This window comes from Paenibacillus sp. RRE4, from assembly GCF_031844205.1.
Classification (GTDB): domain Bacteria; phylum Bacillota; class Bacilli; order Paenibacillales; family Paenibacillaceae; genus Paenibacillus; species Paenibacillus xylanexedens_B.
In genome coordinates this window covers 519,480-537,065 of record NZ_JAUZUT010000001.1, presented here as the reverse complement: position 1 = coordinate 537,065, position 17,586 = coordinate 519,480, and the positions used below count along the sequence as shown (strand labels likewise).

The 17,586-nt window shown below is 44.0% G+C and carries 21 protein-coding genes, 1 tRNA gene and 1 riboswitch; of the genes, 6 read left to right on the top strand and 16 right to left on the bottom strand.

The features are described 5' to 3' along the window. Positions 1–5 precede the first annotated feature (5 nt). The 12 genes from Q9R46_RS02395 to Q9R46_RS02340 form a co-directional block, all read right to left on the bottom strand. Positions 6–680, bottom strand: a complete 675-nt coding sequence (locus Q9R46_RS02395; RefSeq protein ID WP_397386319.1) for a TadE/TadG family type IV pilus assembly protein — start codon at positions 678–680, stop codon at positions 6–8. Beyond that, entirely contained in the window at positions 664–840 is a 177-nt protein-coding gene (locus Q9R46_RS02390) for a Flp1 family type IVb pilin (RefSeq protein ID WP_090918085.1), read from the bottom strand. The genes Q9R46_RS02395 and Q9R46_RS02390 overlap by 17 nt, the downstream gene beginning before the upstream one ends. Positions 841–851: 11 nt before the next feature. After that, on the bottom strand, positions 852–1,721 hold the full coding sequence (locus Q9R46_RS02385; protein ID WP_311278807.1) for a type II secretion system F family protein: 870 nt from the start codon (positions 1,719–1,721) through the stop codon (positions 852–854). Between the two features lie 12 nt (positions 1,722–1,733). Beyond that, positions 1,734–2,492 carry a type II secretion system F family protein gene (locus Q9R46_RS02380; RefSeq protein ID WP_311278806.1) on the bottom strand — a complete coding sequence of 253 codons (759 nt, stop codon included), beginning with the start codon at positions 2,490–2,492 and terminating at the stop codon, positions 1,734–1,736. A gap of 66 nt (positions 2,493–2,558) precedes the next feature. Beyond that, positions 2,559–3,854 (bottom strand): TadA family conjugal transfer-associated ATPase, encoded by a 1,296-nt coding sequence (locus Q9R46_RS02375; protein ID WP_311278805.1) that lies wholly within the window; start codon positions 3,852–3,854, stop codon positions 2,559–2,561. Positions 3,855–3,899: 45 nt separating this feature from the next. Continuing rightward, entirely contained in the window at positions 3,900–5,090 is a 1,191-nt protein-coding gene (locus Q9R46_RS02370; protein WP_311278804.1) for a P-loop NTPase family protein, read from the bottom strand. A gap of 159 nt (positions 5,091–5,249) precedes the next feature. After that, positions 5,250–5,633, bottom strand: a complete 384-nt coding sequence (locus Q9R46_RS02365; RefSeq protein WP_311278803.1) for a VOC family protein — start codon at positions 5,631–5,633, stop codon at positions 5,250–5,252. Positions 5,634–5,858: 225 nt separating this feature from the next. Continuing rightward, positions 5,859–6,716, bottom strand: coding sequence for a DUF6612 family protein (locus Q9R46_RS02360; RefSeq protein ID WP_311278802.1), 858 nt, complete (start codon positions 6,714–6,716; stop codon positions 5,859–5,861). 131 nt (positions 6,717–6,847) lie between these two features. Further along, positions 6,848–7,270 carry a thiol-disulfide oxidoreductase DCC family protein gene (locus tag Q9R46_RS02355; protein WP_311278801.1) on the bottom strand — a complete coding sequence of 141 codons (423 nt, stop codon included), beginning with the start codon at positions 7,268–7,270 and terminating at the stop codon, positions 6,848–6,850. A gap of 148 nt (positions 7,271–7,418) precedes the next feature. Then, positions 7,419–7,697 (bottom strand): hypothetical protein, encoded by a 279-nt coding sequence (locus Q9R46_RS02350; protein WP_311278800.1) that lies wholly within the window; start codon positions 7,695–7,697, stop codon positions 7,419–7,421. 104 nt (positions 7,698–7,801) lie between these two features. Next, positions 7,802–8,047, bottom strand: coding sequence for a zinc ribbon domain-containing protein (locus Q9R46_RS02345; RefSeq protein WP_090918105.1), 246 nt, complete (start codon positions 8,045–8,047; stop codon positions 7,802–7,804). Between the two features lie 250 nt (positions 8,048–8,297). After that, positions 8,298–8,717 carry an organic hydroperoxide resistance protein gene (locus tag Q9R46_RS02340; protein WP_090918107.1) on the bottom strand — a complete coding sequence of 140 codons (420 nt, stop codon included), beginning with the start codon at positions 8,715–8,717 and terminating at the stop codon, positions 8,298–8,300. A gap of 478 nt (positions 8,718–9,195) precedes the next feature. On the opposite strand from Q9R46_RS02340, the gene Q9R46_RS02335 reads away from it, so the two are divergent. Next, positions 9,196–10,491: an Nramp family divalent metal transporter gene (locus tag Q9R46_RS02335; protein ID WP_311280930.1), complete on the top strand. Its 1,296-nt coding sequence runs from the start codon at positions 9,196–9,198 to the stop codon at positions 10,489–10,491. 133 nt (positions 10,492–10,624) lie between these two features. Here Q9R46_RS02335 and Q9R46_RS02330 read toward each other — a convergent pair whose 3' ends face one another. Further along, positions 10,625–11,323 carry an HAD family hydrolase gene (locus Q9R46_RS02330; protein WP_311278799.1) on the bottom strand — a complete coding sequence of 233 codons (699 nt, stop codon included), beginning with the start codon at positions 11,321–11,323 and terminating at the stop codon, positions 10,625–10,627. 157 nt (positions 11,324–11,480) lie between these two features. Further along, positions 11,481–11,909 (bottom strand): hypothetical protein, encoded by a 429-nt coding sequence (locus Q9R46_RS02325; RefSeq protein WP_090918114.1) that lies wholly within the window; start codon positions 11,907–11,909, stop codon positions 11,481–11,483. A gap of 117 nt (positions 11,910–12,026) precedes the next feature. Beyond that, positions 12,027–12,202: riboswitch (cyclic di-AMP (ydaO/yuaA leader) on the bottom strand. 378 nt (positions 12,203–12,580) lie between these two features. Between Q9R46_RS02325 and Q9R46_RS02320 the strand changes: the two genes are divergently transcribed. Next, a complete protein-coding gene (locus Q9R46_RS02320) occupies positions 12,581–13,060 on the top strand; it encodes a glutathione peroxidase (RefSeq protein WP_090918116.1) in 480 nt (159 codons plus the stop codon). 202 nt (positions 13,061–13,262) lie between these two features. On the opposite strand, the gene Q9R46_RS02315 is transcribed toward Q9R46_RS02320, so the two are convergent. After that, positions 13,263–13,345: transfer RNA gene (locus Q9R46_RS02315), tRNA-Leu, on the bottom strand. 448 nt (positions 13,346–13,793) lie between these two features. Between Q9R46_RS02315 and Q9R46_RS02310 the strand changes: the two genes are divergently transcribed. The 3 genes from Q9R46_RS02310 to Q9R46_RS02300 all read left to right on the top strand — a co-directional run bounded on the left by Q9R46_RS02310 (position 13,794) and on the right by Q9R46_RS02300 (position 15,625). After that, positions 13,794–14,495 (top strand): urease accessory protein UreF, encoded by a 702-nt coding sequence (locus Q9R46_RS02310; RefSeq protein WP_145333416.1) that lies wholly within the window; start codon positions 13,794–13,796, stop codon positions 14,493–14,495. A gap of 264 nt (positions 14,496–14,759) precedes the next feature. Further along, positions 14,760–14,963, top strand: a complete 204-nt coding sequence (locus Q9R46_RS02305; protein ID WP_090918120.1) for a Rha family transcriptional regulator — start codon at positions 14,760–14,762, stop codon at positions 14,961–14,963. 35 nt (positions 14,964–14,998) lie between these two features. Next, entirely contained in the window at positions 14,999–15,625 is a 627-nt protein-coding gene (locus Q9R46_RS02300) for a nitrogen regulation protein NR(II) (RefSeq protein WP_145333415.1), read from the top strand. Between the two features lie 90 nt (positions 15,626–15,715). On the opposite strand, the gene Q9R46_RS02295 is transcribed toward Q9R46_RS02300, so the two are convergent. Beyond that, complete coding sequence (locus Q9R46_RS02295) at positions 15,716–16,141, bottom strand: helix-turn-helix domain-containing protein (RefSeq protein WP_145333414.1); 426 nt, start codon at positions 16,139–16,141, stop codon at positions 15,716–15,718. A gap of 300 nt (positions 16,142–16,441) precedes the next feature. Here Q9R46_RS02295 and Q9R46_RS02290 point away from each other — a divergent pair, with 300 nt between their 5' ends. Further along, a complete protein-coding gene (locus tag Q9R46_RS02290; protein WP_311278798.1) occupies positions 16,442–17,530 on the top strand; it encodes a hypothetical protein in 1,089 nt (362 codons plus the stop codon). The last annotated feature ends 56 nt before the right edge of the window (positions 17,531–17,586 follow it).

Here is a 17,586-nt window from a genome sequence, read left to right as displayed (position 1 = left end):
TTTCCTCATTTTTCGTTTTTTCCAAAATGCTGTATAACTTGCCCTGCTTCCACAGCTGATGTCGCTTCCTTTCCACCTTTCCCTTTAAACTTGGCACCGTAATAACGGATCAAATCCACCGTTCGGATGAATTCAACCGGTTCTACAACAGCAGAGGAGCCCTTCGTAAGCACAAGTTTGCCGGAATCAAACAAAAATGAGGGCAGAGGCAACGATATAACCTGCTCAAGCTCAGTGGTTACCTTCCGCTGGATCAATGCATTTTGATATGTGATTTTGCCCTTCATGGCTGAAGGCATATGGCTGGATGCTTGTGCTAGTTTTGTTTCCGAAAGACTAGCGCCTTCAGATCCAGGTATAGAAACGCTAACCTCATTGTCCGCTCCCGCCCAACCAAACAATGCCCCTAACAGCCGATCGTCGCTTAACCGCCAGTACAAGTTATCATATTCCCCAGTAGCATATTCGCCTGTCAGCGCCTGTCTGTGACTGTTATCCCAGCTGTAGGCAGCTCGTTCAGAAGCCGCATAAGCATGCTGGTTCAAAAACGTTTTTTGGTACGTATACATCGTGAAGAAAAGTAGCAACACAAGGATAAATACTATGATCGGGAAGACCAGGGAGGCTTCGACAGTGAAGCTCCCTTCTTCCTTTCTGAAACGTCTATTCAAAAAACTCATCACTTTTGCTACTGACATTAACCAGCAGTCTTGTTACCAACTTTTTAATCTGGTCTTTGAAAATTAACGCTATAATGATAATTACACCAATGATTAGAATCAGTTCCAGCGTACCCAAACCCTCTTCTTCTTTCCAAAATGCCGCTACCTTGTTCTTCATCCCAATTCCTCCTACATATTCATCATCATAAAAGCTGGCGCACCGATCATGACCACGATTGTAAAAAAGATCAGCACCATCGGAAACACTAATTTTGAAGAGGCCTGCTCTCCCTTGGCCCGGCTAACCGCCTTGCGTTTCTCCCACAATACATGTGACAGATCCCGCAGTGCCAATACAAAGTCACCTCCTCCACGCCGGAAATTCAGTAAAACTGTCGTTGTAAAAATCGTCACTTCCTGCACACCGCATCGGCGGCTGAACTGCTCTAAAGATTGCTGGAACGAGTACCCGTTATTCCAGTCTCCTGTTGCTCTACGCAATTCGTTGTACAAAGGATGATTCCGTTCTCCCTGGCTATTCACACTATGATTGATTGCACGTTGAACTGTTTCCCCCGCTCCAACCAAGAGCAAAATTCGATTAAGCAGTTCAGGCAGCTCTATAAGGATATCTTGATCTCTTCGCTTCACCTTGGTGTAAAGATCCTTATACATCGCAAACGGCAAAGCGATTGCAAGAATAAACCCACCAGCTAATCCTCCCGTGCCTATTTCCCTCACGAGGGATAGTAAACATCCTGCCAGCATCACTAGCCATGAGTACGTCAGCATTTCAGCACAGTAGAGTAGCGTTTTCTCACCACTATGCTGTATGCCGTACATCTTCTGGATCGCGTGTTGCATCCGGAACATAAGTACAGGTAGTTTGCGGCCGATCTCGAACTTGTCCAGCATAAACAGAAACGGGGCATGCATTTTTTTCAAACGCAAACCTTCCATATGCAGCTTTCGTAAATGTTTGTAAGTTTTTCCCCGGGTTCGATCAAGCACAATCCAGCCCGCACTGAGTACTCCTCCAATCATGAGGGGAAACCACATCTTTTCATCTCCTCACACTTTGATATCCATAATGCGATGAATCCATAGATAACAGCTGACCAGCACAGCAAGTGCACCTGTAGAAATGAGATATCCGAGCCCGCTGTATAGTGGTTCCATAAAATCTTTGGCGGTCAGGTTGAGAAATAAAAGAAAAATGAAGGGAGCCGCAAACATCACTTTGGATTCAAATCTTTTCTGTGCCACAGCAACCATAATGTCCTGCTGAATATCCAGCTTTTCTCCAATCACTGCGGAGGTACGGCGAACCACTTCAACCAGATCACCGCCCGTTCGTTTACAAGTAATAAACACGTCTGCGAAATTCGTAATATCTTCAATCTGTGCCCGTTCCGAAAAATCCTGCAACGCCTCTTCAATCGGCTGCCCGTATTCCATGCGTGTCCGCAATATAGTGAACTCTCGAATCAAATCGGTATCAGCCTCAGGGTTCAACATCCGCAGGTCTTCAACGGATTCCTTAAAACCGTTTTCTACTGACTTCCCGGCGGCCAGGGCCGAGGATAGTGCATACAGTGCTTGCTTGAAATGCAGACTAAGTGTCATCCTTCTGCGTTCCAGTAGCACCTTTGTCCAAAACCTGGGTACCCATATACAACCCGCAGCCAGTATCGTGCCTGCCAACCAGTGATGATAAAATAACAAGCCAACTCCGAAAAATAAACATCCGCTGACCAGCATACAGACAAAGCGTTGTCTTGAGCTAAGTGTATATACGGTATAATTCGTTAATGCTTGCTTGCCCTGCACCGTCCTCTACACCCTCTTTCTCTCACAACATGGTTTGGAAGTTCCTCACTTTATTTTCACAATGTACTACTTGTTTTCTTGTCCCGCCTGCTCAACTATCTGTTCTATGTATCCCTCAAGCCACTCTCCAAGTCCGGCCATTTGAATCTTATCCACCTTGGTCAGGTTGCCCACCCGGATGAGTCCACCGATGATACGCCCTTCCCGTTCCTCCTGCTCCTGAAATCGAAACAACGGGTTCAGTAGCACTTCACCATGATGTAAACCCATCACTTCACTAATTTCTGTCACACGGCGTGAACGGTCTCGAAGCCGGGAAAGATGTACAAAAATATCGATGGCCGAGCTAATCTGCTGTCTTACGACAGTAATGGGAAGTTCAGCACCGCTAAGGACCATCGTTTCAAGCCTACTGATCATGTCCGAGATCGTATTTGCGTGACCAGTCGACAACGATCCATCATGTCCAGTATTCATCGCCTGTAACATATCCAGCGCTTCCGCTCCCCGTACTTCCCCAATCACAATCCGGTTTGGACGCATCCGCAAGGAGGACTTGATCAGATCCCGGATAGAGATAAGACCTTTGCCCTCTGTATTGGCATTTCGGGTCTCCAGGGAGACGAGATTGGGTACGGTCACGATCTGTAACTCCGCTGAGTCCTCAATCGTAATAATCCGCTCATCAGCAGGGATGAACTGGGATAACGCGTTTAGAAAAGTTGTTTTCCCGGAACCTGTGCCTCCCCCGATAAAAATGTTGTACTTGCTTCGCACTAACTGCTGTAATAACACGGCTGCTTCCTCATGCAAAGCCCCCTTCTGAATCAGATCAGACATCTTCATCGGCTCACTTGGGAACTTCCGAATTGTCATCGTTGGCCCCTTTAGCGCAATAGGCGGAAGCACAATGTTAACCCGTGAACCGTCCTTCAGGCGGGCATCCACAATGGGAGAAGATTCATTGACGATGCGGTTCACATCAGACACGATCATTTGAATAATATCCTCCAGCCGCTCTCTGGACTCGAATTGCAGTGGAATCTGTCTGACCTCCCCTTCTTGCTCCACAAAGATCTCCCGATGGCTATTGATCATAATCTCCGTAATGTCCGGGTGATCCACCAGAGGTTGTAAAATATCCAATCCGCGAAAAGAATCGTACAATCGTTGCACCAACTCATGGCGCTCACCTGAAGTCAAGTCTTCCAGGCCCGAATCACCGAGAACTTTTCTCTCAATCCCCTGCCACAACTCCTTATCCCCGGCAGAAGAAGTCATATCGAGCGAAGCTCGCACCTCTCTGCGAAGCATTTGAAATTGTTCTTCACGGTCTGTGATGCTCCATGAATGATCTGTCATAACTCCCCAGGCTCCTCCTGTATATAAATGCATCCTGTCTTTCGGCTAGCCATCTTTTTCAGCCTGCATCAGCATTTCACACAATCTGTTGACTTCACGCTGAAAGATCGGTGAGCTCAGCATGACCTCTTCCTGATTCATCTGTTTCCAAGAAGGAATATAAGGCAACACCGCATCCACATACAGATCAGGTCTTGGCAATGGATTGATCACTTGCTCTCGATATTTGTTAATAACAAAATACGTGCGCTCCAGCATATTTCCTAACCGTTCCGTTCGGGTACGCTCGTTATGCTGAAGCCATTGCCCCCATCGATGCATCGCAGCGATATCATCTTCTACTAGCCAGACGAAGGTATCTGCCGCTTTCAGAATGCCATCGCTACGTTCATCCCAGCCTGAGTCTCCGTCCAGAATCAACACTTCATATTGCCCGGAATCGGTCAGATACCGGATGAGATCTACTGTATCCGCTTTAGACATCTGTAACATTTCCTTACGGTTGGCCAACGGCCAGAACACATCCGCCTTTAATGCCTCATGCCCGACTACATACTCAACCATTGTTTTCATTTTTCCTGTTACCGAGATATCCGAATCCGTACCAGACGTTACCTCCCTTTTACGAGCCTTCAGATCATATAGTAGTCGTGATAAACCTGTCTCTACTTCTACATGATGCTGGCTACCACGCCGCAACCCTTTCTTCAGGAAAGGAAATGAGCTGTCCAGAGTTTCCAGATTGAGATACAACACAGAATATCCAGCGAGTCCAAGCTGCTTCGCCATATGCAGAGCTACGGCTGTTTTACCGCTCCCACCCGATGCCGATAATACACCGATGGCTAACGTTTCTTGACCCGAATGTCGACTCCCCTTACTACGTGGTTGCCTGCAAGCCCTCCTAACGGCTTCAAGCAACGCAGGCAACGGCTGATACTTCATAAGTCGCTTCGCCTCGTGTCCCTCGTCGCCTCCTTCGCTAAGCATAAGCCATGGGATACCTGAGGCATCCCCACCATTCATCAACCAAGGGTTTAGAAACTCAGGTTCAGCGATAATCAGATCAGGTAGCTCGTGTTCATCCTGTTCATCCATATGATTCCTGAATGCCTCCCACTGTGAAAAAGCGATGAATCGCATCGTGGAGCCTGACGAGCTACTCTGTACATAGTCAAGCCAAGCTTGGATATAATCTTTATCCCTCGATACCAGCACTGCCTTAAGGACAATCAATTACCTTTCCCTCCCCATCAAAAAAGCACAAAAAAACACCGCCCATTTCCCGCATGAAATTGCAGGATATGGACGGTGCTTCCGTCACGTGCTATGAATGTATGCACACTATAACATACAATTTTTGGACTAGCAAGGGATTTATTCTAACCATCCCACCTAGGAACCATAAGGCGCTCCAAATTCAATGATATTTCGATCCGGATCAAGGATAAAAATCTGAGCGAATCCAGCCACACTATCCGGTCTCGCTTCATATTCAATCCCTTGCTCTTCCAGCCAAGCGATCGTCTCCGAATAACTGACCACCCAAAGTGCAAAATGTCCGTCGGTCGTATCAATCCCCGCTTCCCTTAGCGTATGACCTTCCGGATGCTGCAATAGATGAAGTTGCTGACTGCCAATCGCATACCACGCTCCCATGGAGCGAAAAGGAGGACGCTCAATCTCCTGCATTCCGAGCAAACCGGAATAGAATTTTTTTGCCGTTTCCAAATTTCGAACAGCCAGACTTACGTGATGAATATGTGCATATCTGATCATCCGGTATCCCCTCCCTATTGAAACAATGATGAATTAACCTTACGCAACCACATGTTTACACTCACAGCAGATCCTTTTACAAATGTCCAAATTTTAAAAATTAATCATACAAGTCCATATTATAACACTCTAAAGAACTTCCAAAATCAAAAAACACCCCTGATCCTTATCCGGTCTACCGACAGGTATTCCGAAATCAGAATCAAAGGTGTTTCAGGGCTTCACTTATTTTGCGCTATCCAAAGCCTCTTGCGGGATTTTAATTTCTGCAACTTTGTCATGGTTGGAGAACGAAGTGTCCATTTTCATGTCCATCGTCATTTTCTGATTGTTTTGCTCCATTTCCATCACCATCTCTACATCGATCTTCTCCATAAGAGATGTCTCTTTGTTAATCAGATATTTCATTTTCATGCTCTTAATGTTCATTTGATCAAGCATAGCCTGCATTTGAGCGTCTGAACCGTTTTGTTCCATAACGGATTTAGCCAATTCCTTGACATTGTCACCCGATACATCTGCGTTCAGGACATAGTTGTCGCCCTCTTCGGTGATCTTAACGTCTTCTTTTACTTTTTTGAATTGGTCCAGCTCTTTTTCCGGATTCATGCTAGCTTTCAATTGTTCGATGAGCGCCTTCGTTTGATCTTCTGGAATCGCTACCCACTGGTCACCCACTTGGGAGTAAATTTTGTCTGAGGTAATATACTGTTTTACGTTTTGCTTCTGTCCAGACATATCCAGTTCCATCTCTTGATAGATCATCATTGGATCTTTAATGATATCCATTTTCAAAGACGTTTTTACTTGCTGATCCTGGGAATTCTCGCCAGCATCCAATTTGATTTTTTGATCGATGTTAGCTTCCGTAGTGAAGCTTTTCAACGCTTTCGTTGCTTCACCTGTTTTGGCAAGCAATTCATCCAGTGTTGGAACAGCCGCATTCTGCTCCGTTGTATTATTGCTTTCATTCGTTGTTTCATTACCTGCTGGCGGCGTTGCAGATTTATCTGTGTCGTTTCCGCATGCTGCCAAGCTTACTGCCAATAACGCCCCAATAATCATTGTCGTCCATTTCTTCAAGTTGTTATCCTCCCAATAATGTAAAAAATAATGTAACCCACAGTAATTACCCAGTAATTACCGATATTAATCACCTTACATGAAACTTCTTTCTTATGGAAGCTTATCCTGAAAAACTGATACTTTTATACTTATAAAAATCGATCTTTAGTCTCGGGTGTAGGTAACATACATGCATCGTCCTTCCCAAACCAGCGGTACCGATTGCGCGCAACCCAGTTGTATACTGCATTGCGAATGAATTTGGGCACAATAATAAACACATAGAGTAACGGATAAGGGAACTTGAGACCTTTGGCCAACCTTAACGCTGCTGTGGAGCGTGTATAGTATTTTCCATTTTCAATCAACACAAACGTATCCATGCTATCGGTTCTCAAACCACCCTTCTCCAGCAATCCTTTCGCCACATCCGACTGAAGTGAAGCAAAGTGATATTTCCCTTCCGGATCACGCTTGATGATCCATTTCGTTATTCCCTGGCAAAAGTTGCATACGCCGTCTACAAGAACAATCGGGTGTCCCTTGTGCTTATCCTCTTGGTCTACTGTCATATCTCATGGCCTCCTCTATGGTGCTGTTAGATTACTTACCCATTTTGAGCCAACTTTTCTCGCCTAACCTGAATTTGATCTGCTAAACTCCCTGGCAAAACAGAAAAAAAGCGCAGGCTTAATGCCTACGCTCATAACTGTCCGACAATTACTCAGCCAGTGCTTTTTCCATCCACTCGTCGTTAATCATTTGTTGATGCAGGTCACCTGACCATTGATCCATACATTTGCAGATGAAGTCTTTACGACATACAGGGCAAGGTGTTTTCTGCAGACGGCTGATCGCAGTCATTTTCCAATCCGGAGATTTGGAGTAGAATACACGGCACTGTGTACCATCCACCAGTTTCATCGTAAATTCGTACAATCCGTCTTTTTCGTTTTTGCTGGCTACTTGCAGTTGTGCAATGCTTGGTTTATAAGACATGGATATCACCCGTGAATTCAAATTTGGTTCATGCTAATGACACTGACACTTTCAGTACTAAACCATATTAAAGAAATTTCGGGTCGATGTCAACTCACGCATGTCTATCCACCAAACAGAATATCCAGAATTGTGCCAACTTGTCCCTGTTTCTTGCCTTTTAGCACGTCCGGGTTAAACACTTCCACATATCCACAGGCCGTACAGCCCACAAACAAATAATGGTTATGCTGAATATCAAATACTTTGCTGAGCCCCGCTCCTGACATAGAGACTTCTTTGATGTTGCATTCCGTCCCCCGGCATTTGGTGCATACAAATTTTCTCTCAATCATCTCTTCAATACTCATCGCCGTTCCTCCTTAATGGAATATGTGGCATGAAGCGACTGTACGTTTATGTAAAAGAGTACGACCTAACACGGAGAAATCCTCCTCCGCTTTCAGATTAGGTGATTCATGGGTGGTATATGTTAGAAAACAAAACCCTGCTGAACTACCAGCAGGGCTTGTGTGCTTGAAGATCAGATATCACTGGATACCTTGCTCTTTATTTTACCTGTCACTCTCAAAGAGAAAGAGCCAGGAATTATCCTATCTATTAAACGACGTTGAGTACAACGTCAATGTTGCCGCGTGTTGCTTTTGAATACGGACAGAAGTCATGCGCTTTACGGGCAAGATCCTCAGCTTGGCTGTGATCCACTCCCGGCATACTCACATCCAGGCGAACCGCTAGCTTGAATCCGTCATCTGTTGGATCTTTGCCGATCGATACGTTGCTTGTTACGACGACATTCTCCAATTTCACACCTGCTTTGCGGGCCACGTTAGCCAGAGCGCTCTCGTAACATGCACCGTATCCAGCCGCAAAAAGTTGCTCGGGATTTGTGCCTTCTCCACCGGCACCGCCAAGTTCTTTCGGCATTTTCAGATCATGTTGCAGCACACCGTCCGAAGAAGCCACCGAACCTGTTCGTCCACCTTTTACTGTCGCTGTTGCTGTATATAAAGCTTCCATCAGAATCTCTCCTTCGCTAATAAAGTTTTGACTGCCTACAATTCATTTTAAACTTCTGGCTCGATTTGAAACGTCTGATTGTGTACTTTATCAGCTTTTACATTTGGCTACATTTCATGCGTACCTGATAAAAGTCGTATCTTTTTACAAAATGGGTACGATACAAAGAGGCTCTTCGAAAATATAACTTCAGATTCTCCTTATTTTTTGTCCGACTACATAAAAGTTGCACTAGACAAAAATTATTGACGGTGTACAATGTAAACATGAACATAAAATTTTAGATATATGAGCATTCTTATTCATCCCGTTCATTTGCCGCAGTATTTGTGCCAGAGCACATCCTAAAATTGAATTTTTCCCGGCTACAAGCCGGCCACATCTTATTGTAAAGTCAGGTGATCCATGTATGAGTCAAAAAAATCCGTTCAACCCTTCATCCAGCGAATATGCACCCGCGTCTGCTTCTGCAGCTACGATGACTCCCTCGCTAGGTGAAGCTCACAGTTCCATGAAAGTACCCCAGAATGCGGCATGGTGGAAAAAGTTTCTCGCCTTTGTCGGCCCAGGTTATCTTGTCGCTGTCGGCTATATGGACCCCGGCAACTGGGCTACGGATATCGCCGGCGGCTCGCAATTTGGATATACGCTATTGTCCGTCATCCTTTTTTCCAACATGATGGCCGTCGTGCTTCAATCCCTCGCAGGCAAGCTAGGGATTGTCACTGGGCGCGATCTTGCCCAGGCGTGTCGTGAACGTTTCAGCGCTCCCGTTGTCATGATGTTATGGATTCTATGCGAACTGGCTATTGCGGCTACGGACCTCGCTGAAGTGATCGGCTCAGCAATCGCTCTTAAACTTTTGTTTAACATTCCCATGTTATACGGTGTGATTATTACCGCCGTGGATGTATTACTCATTCTCGTGTTGCAAAACAAAGGATTCCGTGCGCTGGAAACGCTCGTCATCGTGCTGATGGCAACCATTGCTCTTTGTTTTGGCATCGACCTATTTTTGGCGAAACCGGATATGGGCGGTGTTCTTCACGGATTCGTTCCTAGCACCGAAATTTTGCAGAACCCGGCCATGCTCTACATCGCCATTGGTATCATCGGAGCCACCGTTATGCCGCACAATCTGTACTTGCATTCTTCCATTGTGCAGACCCGCCAGATTGAGCAGACGACTCAGGGCAAAAGAGAGGCTATTCGCTACACCACGATGGATTCAACCATCGCTTTGACGCTAGCTTTGTTCATTAACGCGGCTATCCTGATCGTATCTGCGGCTGTATTCCACAGCGCTGGCATGACACAGGTAGCAGAGATATCCGATGCCTATCATCTGCTAACTCCGCTACTTGGCACAACGATCGCCAGCGTCCTGTTCGGCGTAGCTTTGCTCGCATCAGGTCAGAACTCTACTCTTACAGGCACGCTCGCAGGACAGATCGTCATGGAAGGCTTCCTCAATATCCGTATCCCGGCATGGTTGCGTAGACTGGTTACCCGACTGATTGCGATCATCCCTGCTGTCATCGTCACTGCGATTGCCGGTGAGCGCGGCACAGAAGAGTTACTGATCTTAAGTCAGGTCATCCTGTCTCTGCAACTGCCGTTCGCCGTCATCCCACTTGTGATGTTCACAAGTGACAAAAAAAGCATGGGGCCTTTTGCAAACAAACTATGGCTCAAAATCGTCTCTTGGACTATTGCCGCTATCATCGTTGTCCTGAATGTGTATTTAATCATCCAGACCTTCATGCTGTTCTAAGCTTCTATATAAAAAGGCCGATTCGCTGTTGGTATTGATCCCAACGCAAATCGGCCTTCTTTGTGTCTTTATATTGATATACTTCCGATCTACATATACCTGCAATCTAATCCCACATAGTCTAACCTAAGACTCATATAGATTTACCTGCATCCTCATCAGGTATGAGTAGCGGCAGCAGTTCATCCAGGGACTCCACCGTCCAGTCTGCACGCTCGGCATCCGAAAGCTCTGGCTGGAACCTTCCGTACCCTTGCAAAATACGAATGGTGCGTAAACCTAAACTACGTGCTGGCATAATATCATTATCGATTCGATCGCCAATCATAACCGCTTCTTCGGGCGCGCAATCAGCCTGCTTCAGAGCAACCGCATACAACTCCGGATCAGGCTTGGACACCCCTTCTTCTGCCGAACAGGCCAGAACATGGACATATTTACGAAGTCCGTAGCTCTCCAGCCTTGCTTCAGTCCCAGGGCTCTGATTGGCGATGATGCCAATACGATAGTGATGCGAAAGCTGTTCAAGCACCTTGGTTGCAGAAGGAAACGGTTGCTCCAGTTCTTTATGAAATTTCAGCTTCTCCTGAATCAGAGTGCGGTGATTTTCATCATGAATATATGTACGTATGGCTACTTTCATGGGCCACTGTTCATAATTACGGTAACAGGTAGCAAACAGTTCTCTTACCGCCTCGATCTTTACTGGATAGCCGTAATCATTCGCCTCCCGAACGAACTGCCCAATAATATCATCTACTGGCTCCCATTCATCCACCAGCGTATCCCCCACATCAAAAAACAACCACTTCAATCCGGCAATATCCGGCACGCTGATTCCTCCTCGTAAGCTGCAGGTTATCCCTCGCTTCTATACTACCGTACTGTTTCCATAAAAAAAGAAGACCCACGACAAGCATGAGTCTCCTCAAATTCCGTTAGTCTATACCTGCAATTATAACAGGCGTCTTACCTTGGATCAATGTCAATCACAAGCTGCTTACTTCAGCTTCAGGTTTATTGCAACTATTAAGAAGGAACCCGACTTCTCCATTCAATGAATAGACAATTTTATCCGCTCCCATTCCACGATAAATCCCTTTAGGATGGCTCTGCTCCGTGATCACACACAAAGACTTCGATGTCCATGAGCGACAAATTTGAAGATAGCGGCATGTCAAGTTCAGACTGTTCTCAAAAATAAATACATTGCCTACACTGCCTTGCGGCAAAAACCATTTCTCAGCAGCTGCTGTATTCATACGGATGACGTGTTCTACGCCAAGACGGCGAAGTTTGCGCTCCTCATCAGCACTGTTCGTCAGAACGGCAAATGGCATTTTTTTATACATCAGCAATTTCACAAATTTACGTCCTGCTTCATTTGGAGCGGTTACCAAAATCATCTCTTTATCCATTCTTCGTTCCTCCCTTGGCGTGAAAAGACAACAAAAAAGAAGCGTGGGGACCAAGGCCTCCGAAACGCTTCTTAAATAATCCATGACGAAAGCGCCATGAACCAGCGTGCGGTTTGTTGCCTCTCCCTTTAACGCTTACGAGGTTAGCTGACGGATTCGGGCGCGAGAGTCGCCCTATTTCCGGCTTTCACCGAAAAATTCACCCCATGAATGTCCGCTGCTGTCATACAGCCCATTCTGTTGGTTCCCCCGTTTTCCATCCACAATGAATGGAAACTCAGCGATTAAAACATCGTTCGTAAATCTTGAGTATAAGACCGATCGATATTATCGTTTGTTTCGTTTTTCAGGTACAATTTAATTAAAATTCAAATTACGCTATGAATCATACACCCGTACCATGATCATGTAAAGTGCATACAGATCACCGAATCGCCAGATTTCCGGCAATAACCTATGATAATAACGCTTACAATGAGCTTATACGCTATCCTCCTCTTCCAAGCTATCTAATTCTCAACCGTACAAAAATTGATTCATGGTTTTTTCGTCCATTTTTGAGTCCAGAAAGCGAATGGTTATAACAACGATAATCCCAAATAAGTTTTGCATTATTTAATTGTTTAAAATATAATAAGCATATTAAGAATAACAGGATGGAGGCGTTTCCCATGTCAGTCTATGATTACAAAGTAAACACCCTTCGCGGACAAGAGATTGAGATGTCCCAATATCGCGGCAAAGTGTTGTTAATTGTGAATACCGCAAGCCAGTGCGGTCTCACCCCTCAATTCAAGGGCTTGCAAGAGCTTCAGGATAAATTCCAGGATGCTCCGTTTGAAGTGCTTGGATTCCCAAGCAACCAATTCGCGCAGGAAAAAGGATCTTCCGACGATATTGCTGAATTTTGTCAGATGAATTATGGCGTAAGCTTCCCGATGTTTGAAAAAATTGACGTCAATGGTTCAAGCGCTCATCCGCTCTTCCAACACATTTCCAAAGAAGCACCAGGCTTGCTCGGCTCCAAAGCCATCAAATGGAACTTTACCAAATTCCTTGTCGATCAGGATGGTAAAGTTGTGAAACGATATGCTCCGCAGACTACACCGGACAAAATCGAAGAGGATATTCAGAAGCTGATTAACAAATAAATATAGATTTTCGAACAAACATATAAACAAAAACAAGCCACCTATAAAGCAAAGAGCCAGACACTGCTCAAGCTTTTGGGCGGCTTTTTTGCGTCCTCTCTTTTAACACATGTCCTCATCCTGAATAATTCGCCCTTGTTGCTATATGAAAACAAAAAAAGCTCTCCATCACGGAAAGCTTCTCTCGTAAATCTTCATATAATGCGGTCGAGAGGACTCGAACCTCCACGGGCATACGCCCACTACCCCCTCAAGATAGCGTGTCTGCCATTCCACCACGACCGCATGTCGTAAATTATCGGCAACAGAATTGATTATACTGGATTCTTAAACAAAAGTAAAGTCCTTATTAATCACTTTATGAATGACATTTTACTACAACCGGATTTACTCTAAATGGATAACAGTTCTTCTTCCCTTCCTATTCCACACCTCTTGCAAAATTCAGTCATATTTCTTCGAAAATTACATATCATTAATCTGATTCGGCAAAAAGGCCTAAGGGACTTTAGACATAAATATATGACACAGATAGAATTTATAATGTTATATTATATAACTCTAATTCTGAATTTTATTTAATCAAGTTTTTATTTTCTCATAAATTATTGACAAAACACGGATATTTATGTGAATATATATATCATATAATTCGGATTTACACATTAAACTTAAAAAAAGATCATCATATGTAATTAAACATAACACAATAAAGCACAGGAGGCGAAAGATCGTGAACCGTGGGAATAAGCTACTCGATTATGCGAAACTGCTTGATCCCTCTGTCCAGGTGGGAGGATTCACCCATTTCTTCGGCATGGATACCCACATCAAGGAAGGTACCATTCGAACAGCTGAGGAACTCGAATCATTTATGCGTTGCCAGCTACACCCCAGTCTCGTTCGTCTAGAAGGTATGGCCATCAAGGGGATTTATAGCGCCACAGACCATAAAGACACTTGGCGAATTGCCCTGATCGACAAACTTGTGCATGTACAACGTACCCCTCCTGAACTTAGAGAGCAAGCAACAATCATAGGCAAACGTTTAATCAAACTGTCTCGCGCCTTGCATCCTTGGATCGATCTCAGCCCGCTTGAACAAATCTTCGTAAAATACAATTCAGTCGGTTGCCTCCCCACCGTTCACGCCTGGATCAACCACCACCTCGATATCCCCGTCGAAGAGGCGGTTCTCGGTTACTTACATTCAGCCATGAATGCATGCGTATCCGAAGCTTGCAAAGTTATTCCCCTAAATGAAAATGCCACTCGGGAACTGCTGGCCCGCCTGACCGCCGACCTTGAGAATGAATGGGCTACTGTGAGCGCCTCCTCACCGGATGCCCCTCTGCATCCTACGTCCATGTCTATGAAGTCGTTATTTCCCAGCTTCCACATGCTTGGAGCAGGCCTCCACGCTTACAGAGCATAATTCCGCACTCCTCTTCGAAACCTCCTTTTCAGAGCACACCAAAAACACGCCGCAACTCCCCTTGCTGGCGTGTTTTTTTATTTTGCACAATAAAAAATACGAATTTACGTCATTTTAATTCAAAAAATACACTTATTTCCGTATTTTTTAATTGTTAGATGACGGATTTACGTATATAATAGAACTAACAGCACGTATCTATATCTATTTTACACAAAGAATAACCTGCTGAATACTATAAAATCCACTCAGGGGTGAACCCTATTGAACAAGAAAAAACCAGTCACTCCGTTCGGATGGGCTATCAAACGACGCTTAACCGAACTTCAGGTCGATCAGAAAACCTTTTGCGAGCAACATGATATTCCGCCTTACCGTCTATCCAACCTTATTCACGGCACGCGCAAAGCAACCCGATTCAGACATCAGGTCGCTGATATTTTGAACATACCGGAGGAATTGAGATAAGAACACTTTCATCCATCATAAGGAGGACTTCTCCCATGGGAACTATTACATCCGACCTGGAAAGCCTATCTTTTCAGGCGACCAATCATCAGTTGATCATTATTGATCATCAATGGATGATACGAAGCTGTAACCGTGCCTGGCAGCACGGACTTCATAAACTCTTCTTACGAGTAGCCAGCCGCCACAATCATTACCTCCACCTGATGGAAGCTTGGGAAGCTCAACAGAAAAACCACTATCCAACCAAGTTCGCGAGGTATCTGAGGCATAATGTTGTTCCCTTTAAAAAAAACCATACATACGATATCTCTGTTACTACACCACACAACGAAGAGAAATGGTTTCGCGTAGAACTTACTCCCTTACAGAACGGTCCTACGATAGATACCAACCTCGCTTTGGTGGCCCACACAGATATTACAGAACAGAAGACGACAGAGCTTCAGCTACGACAAGCCTTGACTGAAGCGCGCACCCTCCACGGACTGTTGCCTATTTGTGCCGTTTGCAAACATATCAAGGATGAATCAGACGAATGGAACAGCGTTGAGCGCTATCTGGAAAAACACACTTCCGCCGAGTTTACACACGACATCTGCCCAGATTGCATCCGCCAGTTGTACCCCAAATACTCCAGTATTCTTGATCAGCATCACTAAACGGATATTTCTACAGAAAAAAACCTCCCTACTGTCCCGGAAATCATTCCCTTGGGCACAGATGGAGGTTTTTTTATCAACCAGAGACACCTACGTCCCTTCCTGCTCTGACTTATTTTCGTCTTCCGCTTCAGGTTGGTAGCTATAGCTTCCGGCATCTTTACTCTCTTTAAATTTGCGATAACGAGTGAACTCGATATATTCACTAATAAAAGACTGTTCCACAGTCGATAATTCACTCTCTTGGCAATTCAATTGCCGCAACACGTTAAAAAAATAATCTTCCCGCTTTTCCCGCACAATGGCTTCCTTCGATAAACGCCCAATCATTAACCAGTCCAGACTCACATCAAAAAACGAAGCAATTTCAATGAGTTTATTTGTACTCGGGATTGATTTACCACGTTTCCAGTCACCCAAATTGCCTGTGCTTATTTTCAGCTGTTCACAGAAGGCCTTCTTTGTCATCCCTCTTTCGGCAATCAGGTGCTCAATTCGCTCATAGATTGACTGCATGCAAGAACCGCCTTCCAACCGTAATTATCAACTTAAATGCCATATGATTGAATTATAGCACAATATTTCTGAATCCTCAGCCCTTTTATCCAGACCATTAGAGTCCCAAACCAACCTTGAAATAAATATAAAATATTATTATAATTACCATAATATTCATCAAAAGAGTCATTACATACATATTGTACCCTGCTGAATAATACATATTGAACCTAAAATATTCTTTTTATAATGACAGAGATAACCATAAACATAGATTACAACACCATAAACTAAAATATCATTTTGGGAGGGAACAATATGGAAGCGCTATATCCAATAGAGATGGATTATTACTATACCCCTCAAGGAAAACCGAATGCTGAAGTGCAGGCGATTGGAGACTGTTATACTCGTAATATTTTCTTCATGTTAAAAAACGAATTAAAAAATTCAAATCTATCTTATAAAATGTTTCTCGATGATTTTAATCTTAAGATCGTTAAAGATCTCGCGAATTACCCTCTTGACGTTAAATTAAACGACATTAAATCCCCAGAAGATTATGTAATTAAATCAAACCAACACACCTTTAACAATGATGCTTCATCCGCCATCGATAAATTAGAGACCCTTCTGGCTAACGGCGAGGTTGTGTTTGTTAACACTTTCATGAAGAAAGTCCCCTATTACAAAACATATGAATTAAATTCAGCATATGAAACAGATGCTACTATTGACGGACATATATTCTTAATTCTGGGACAAACCGATACAGACTTTTATTTTTTAGATAATTACATAAACTATAATCCACAATTCTTTAAACCCCACCTCGTCAACAAAGGCATTGGCCAAGATACTAAACGTTCATTTATGAATGCCTTTAATCACCAATTCAACTGTTTTACGATACACCCTAATCAAGACGAACTCCAAGATTTACCCGATAGAGCACCCATGATTTTTAAGAGAACACTGGAAAATTATTATAAGCCCGACTCAATTGTTGATGGATATATCGAATGTTTCGGAAGATCAGCGATTTTGGAATTGAACAACCTGTTAGCTAGCGGGCTCATCCCACTTAACAGAAAGATCCCTAACCGAATACACGATGCCTATTCTCTGCTTCACACAATCTTGAATCGACACTGTGACAGAAAAAAAGTACTAATATCACTACTAAGTTCATCCACAAACCCCAATGCATTGAATGAAATCATTCAAACTACACAACAAGCCATCAAACAATGGGATCTTTTGAGAAAATACTTAACCAAACAATATTTAACAAATAATTTCACACTCTCTCATTCGTTCGAAAAACGTATGAACAACGCACTTCTTGCAGAGGATCAGTTTTTTCAATCCATCGAAAAAAATATAGACACCTTAAATAGAATCTAGGCTACTAATTTTTCCATAGACCATTTAATTGATACATCACTTTGACTTACATAAAA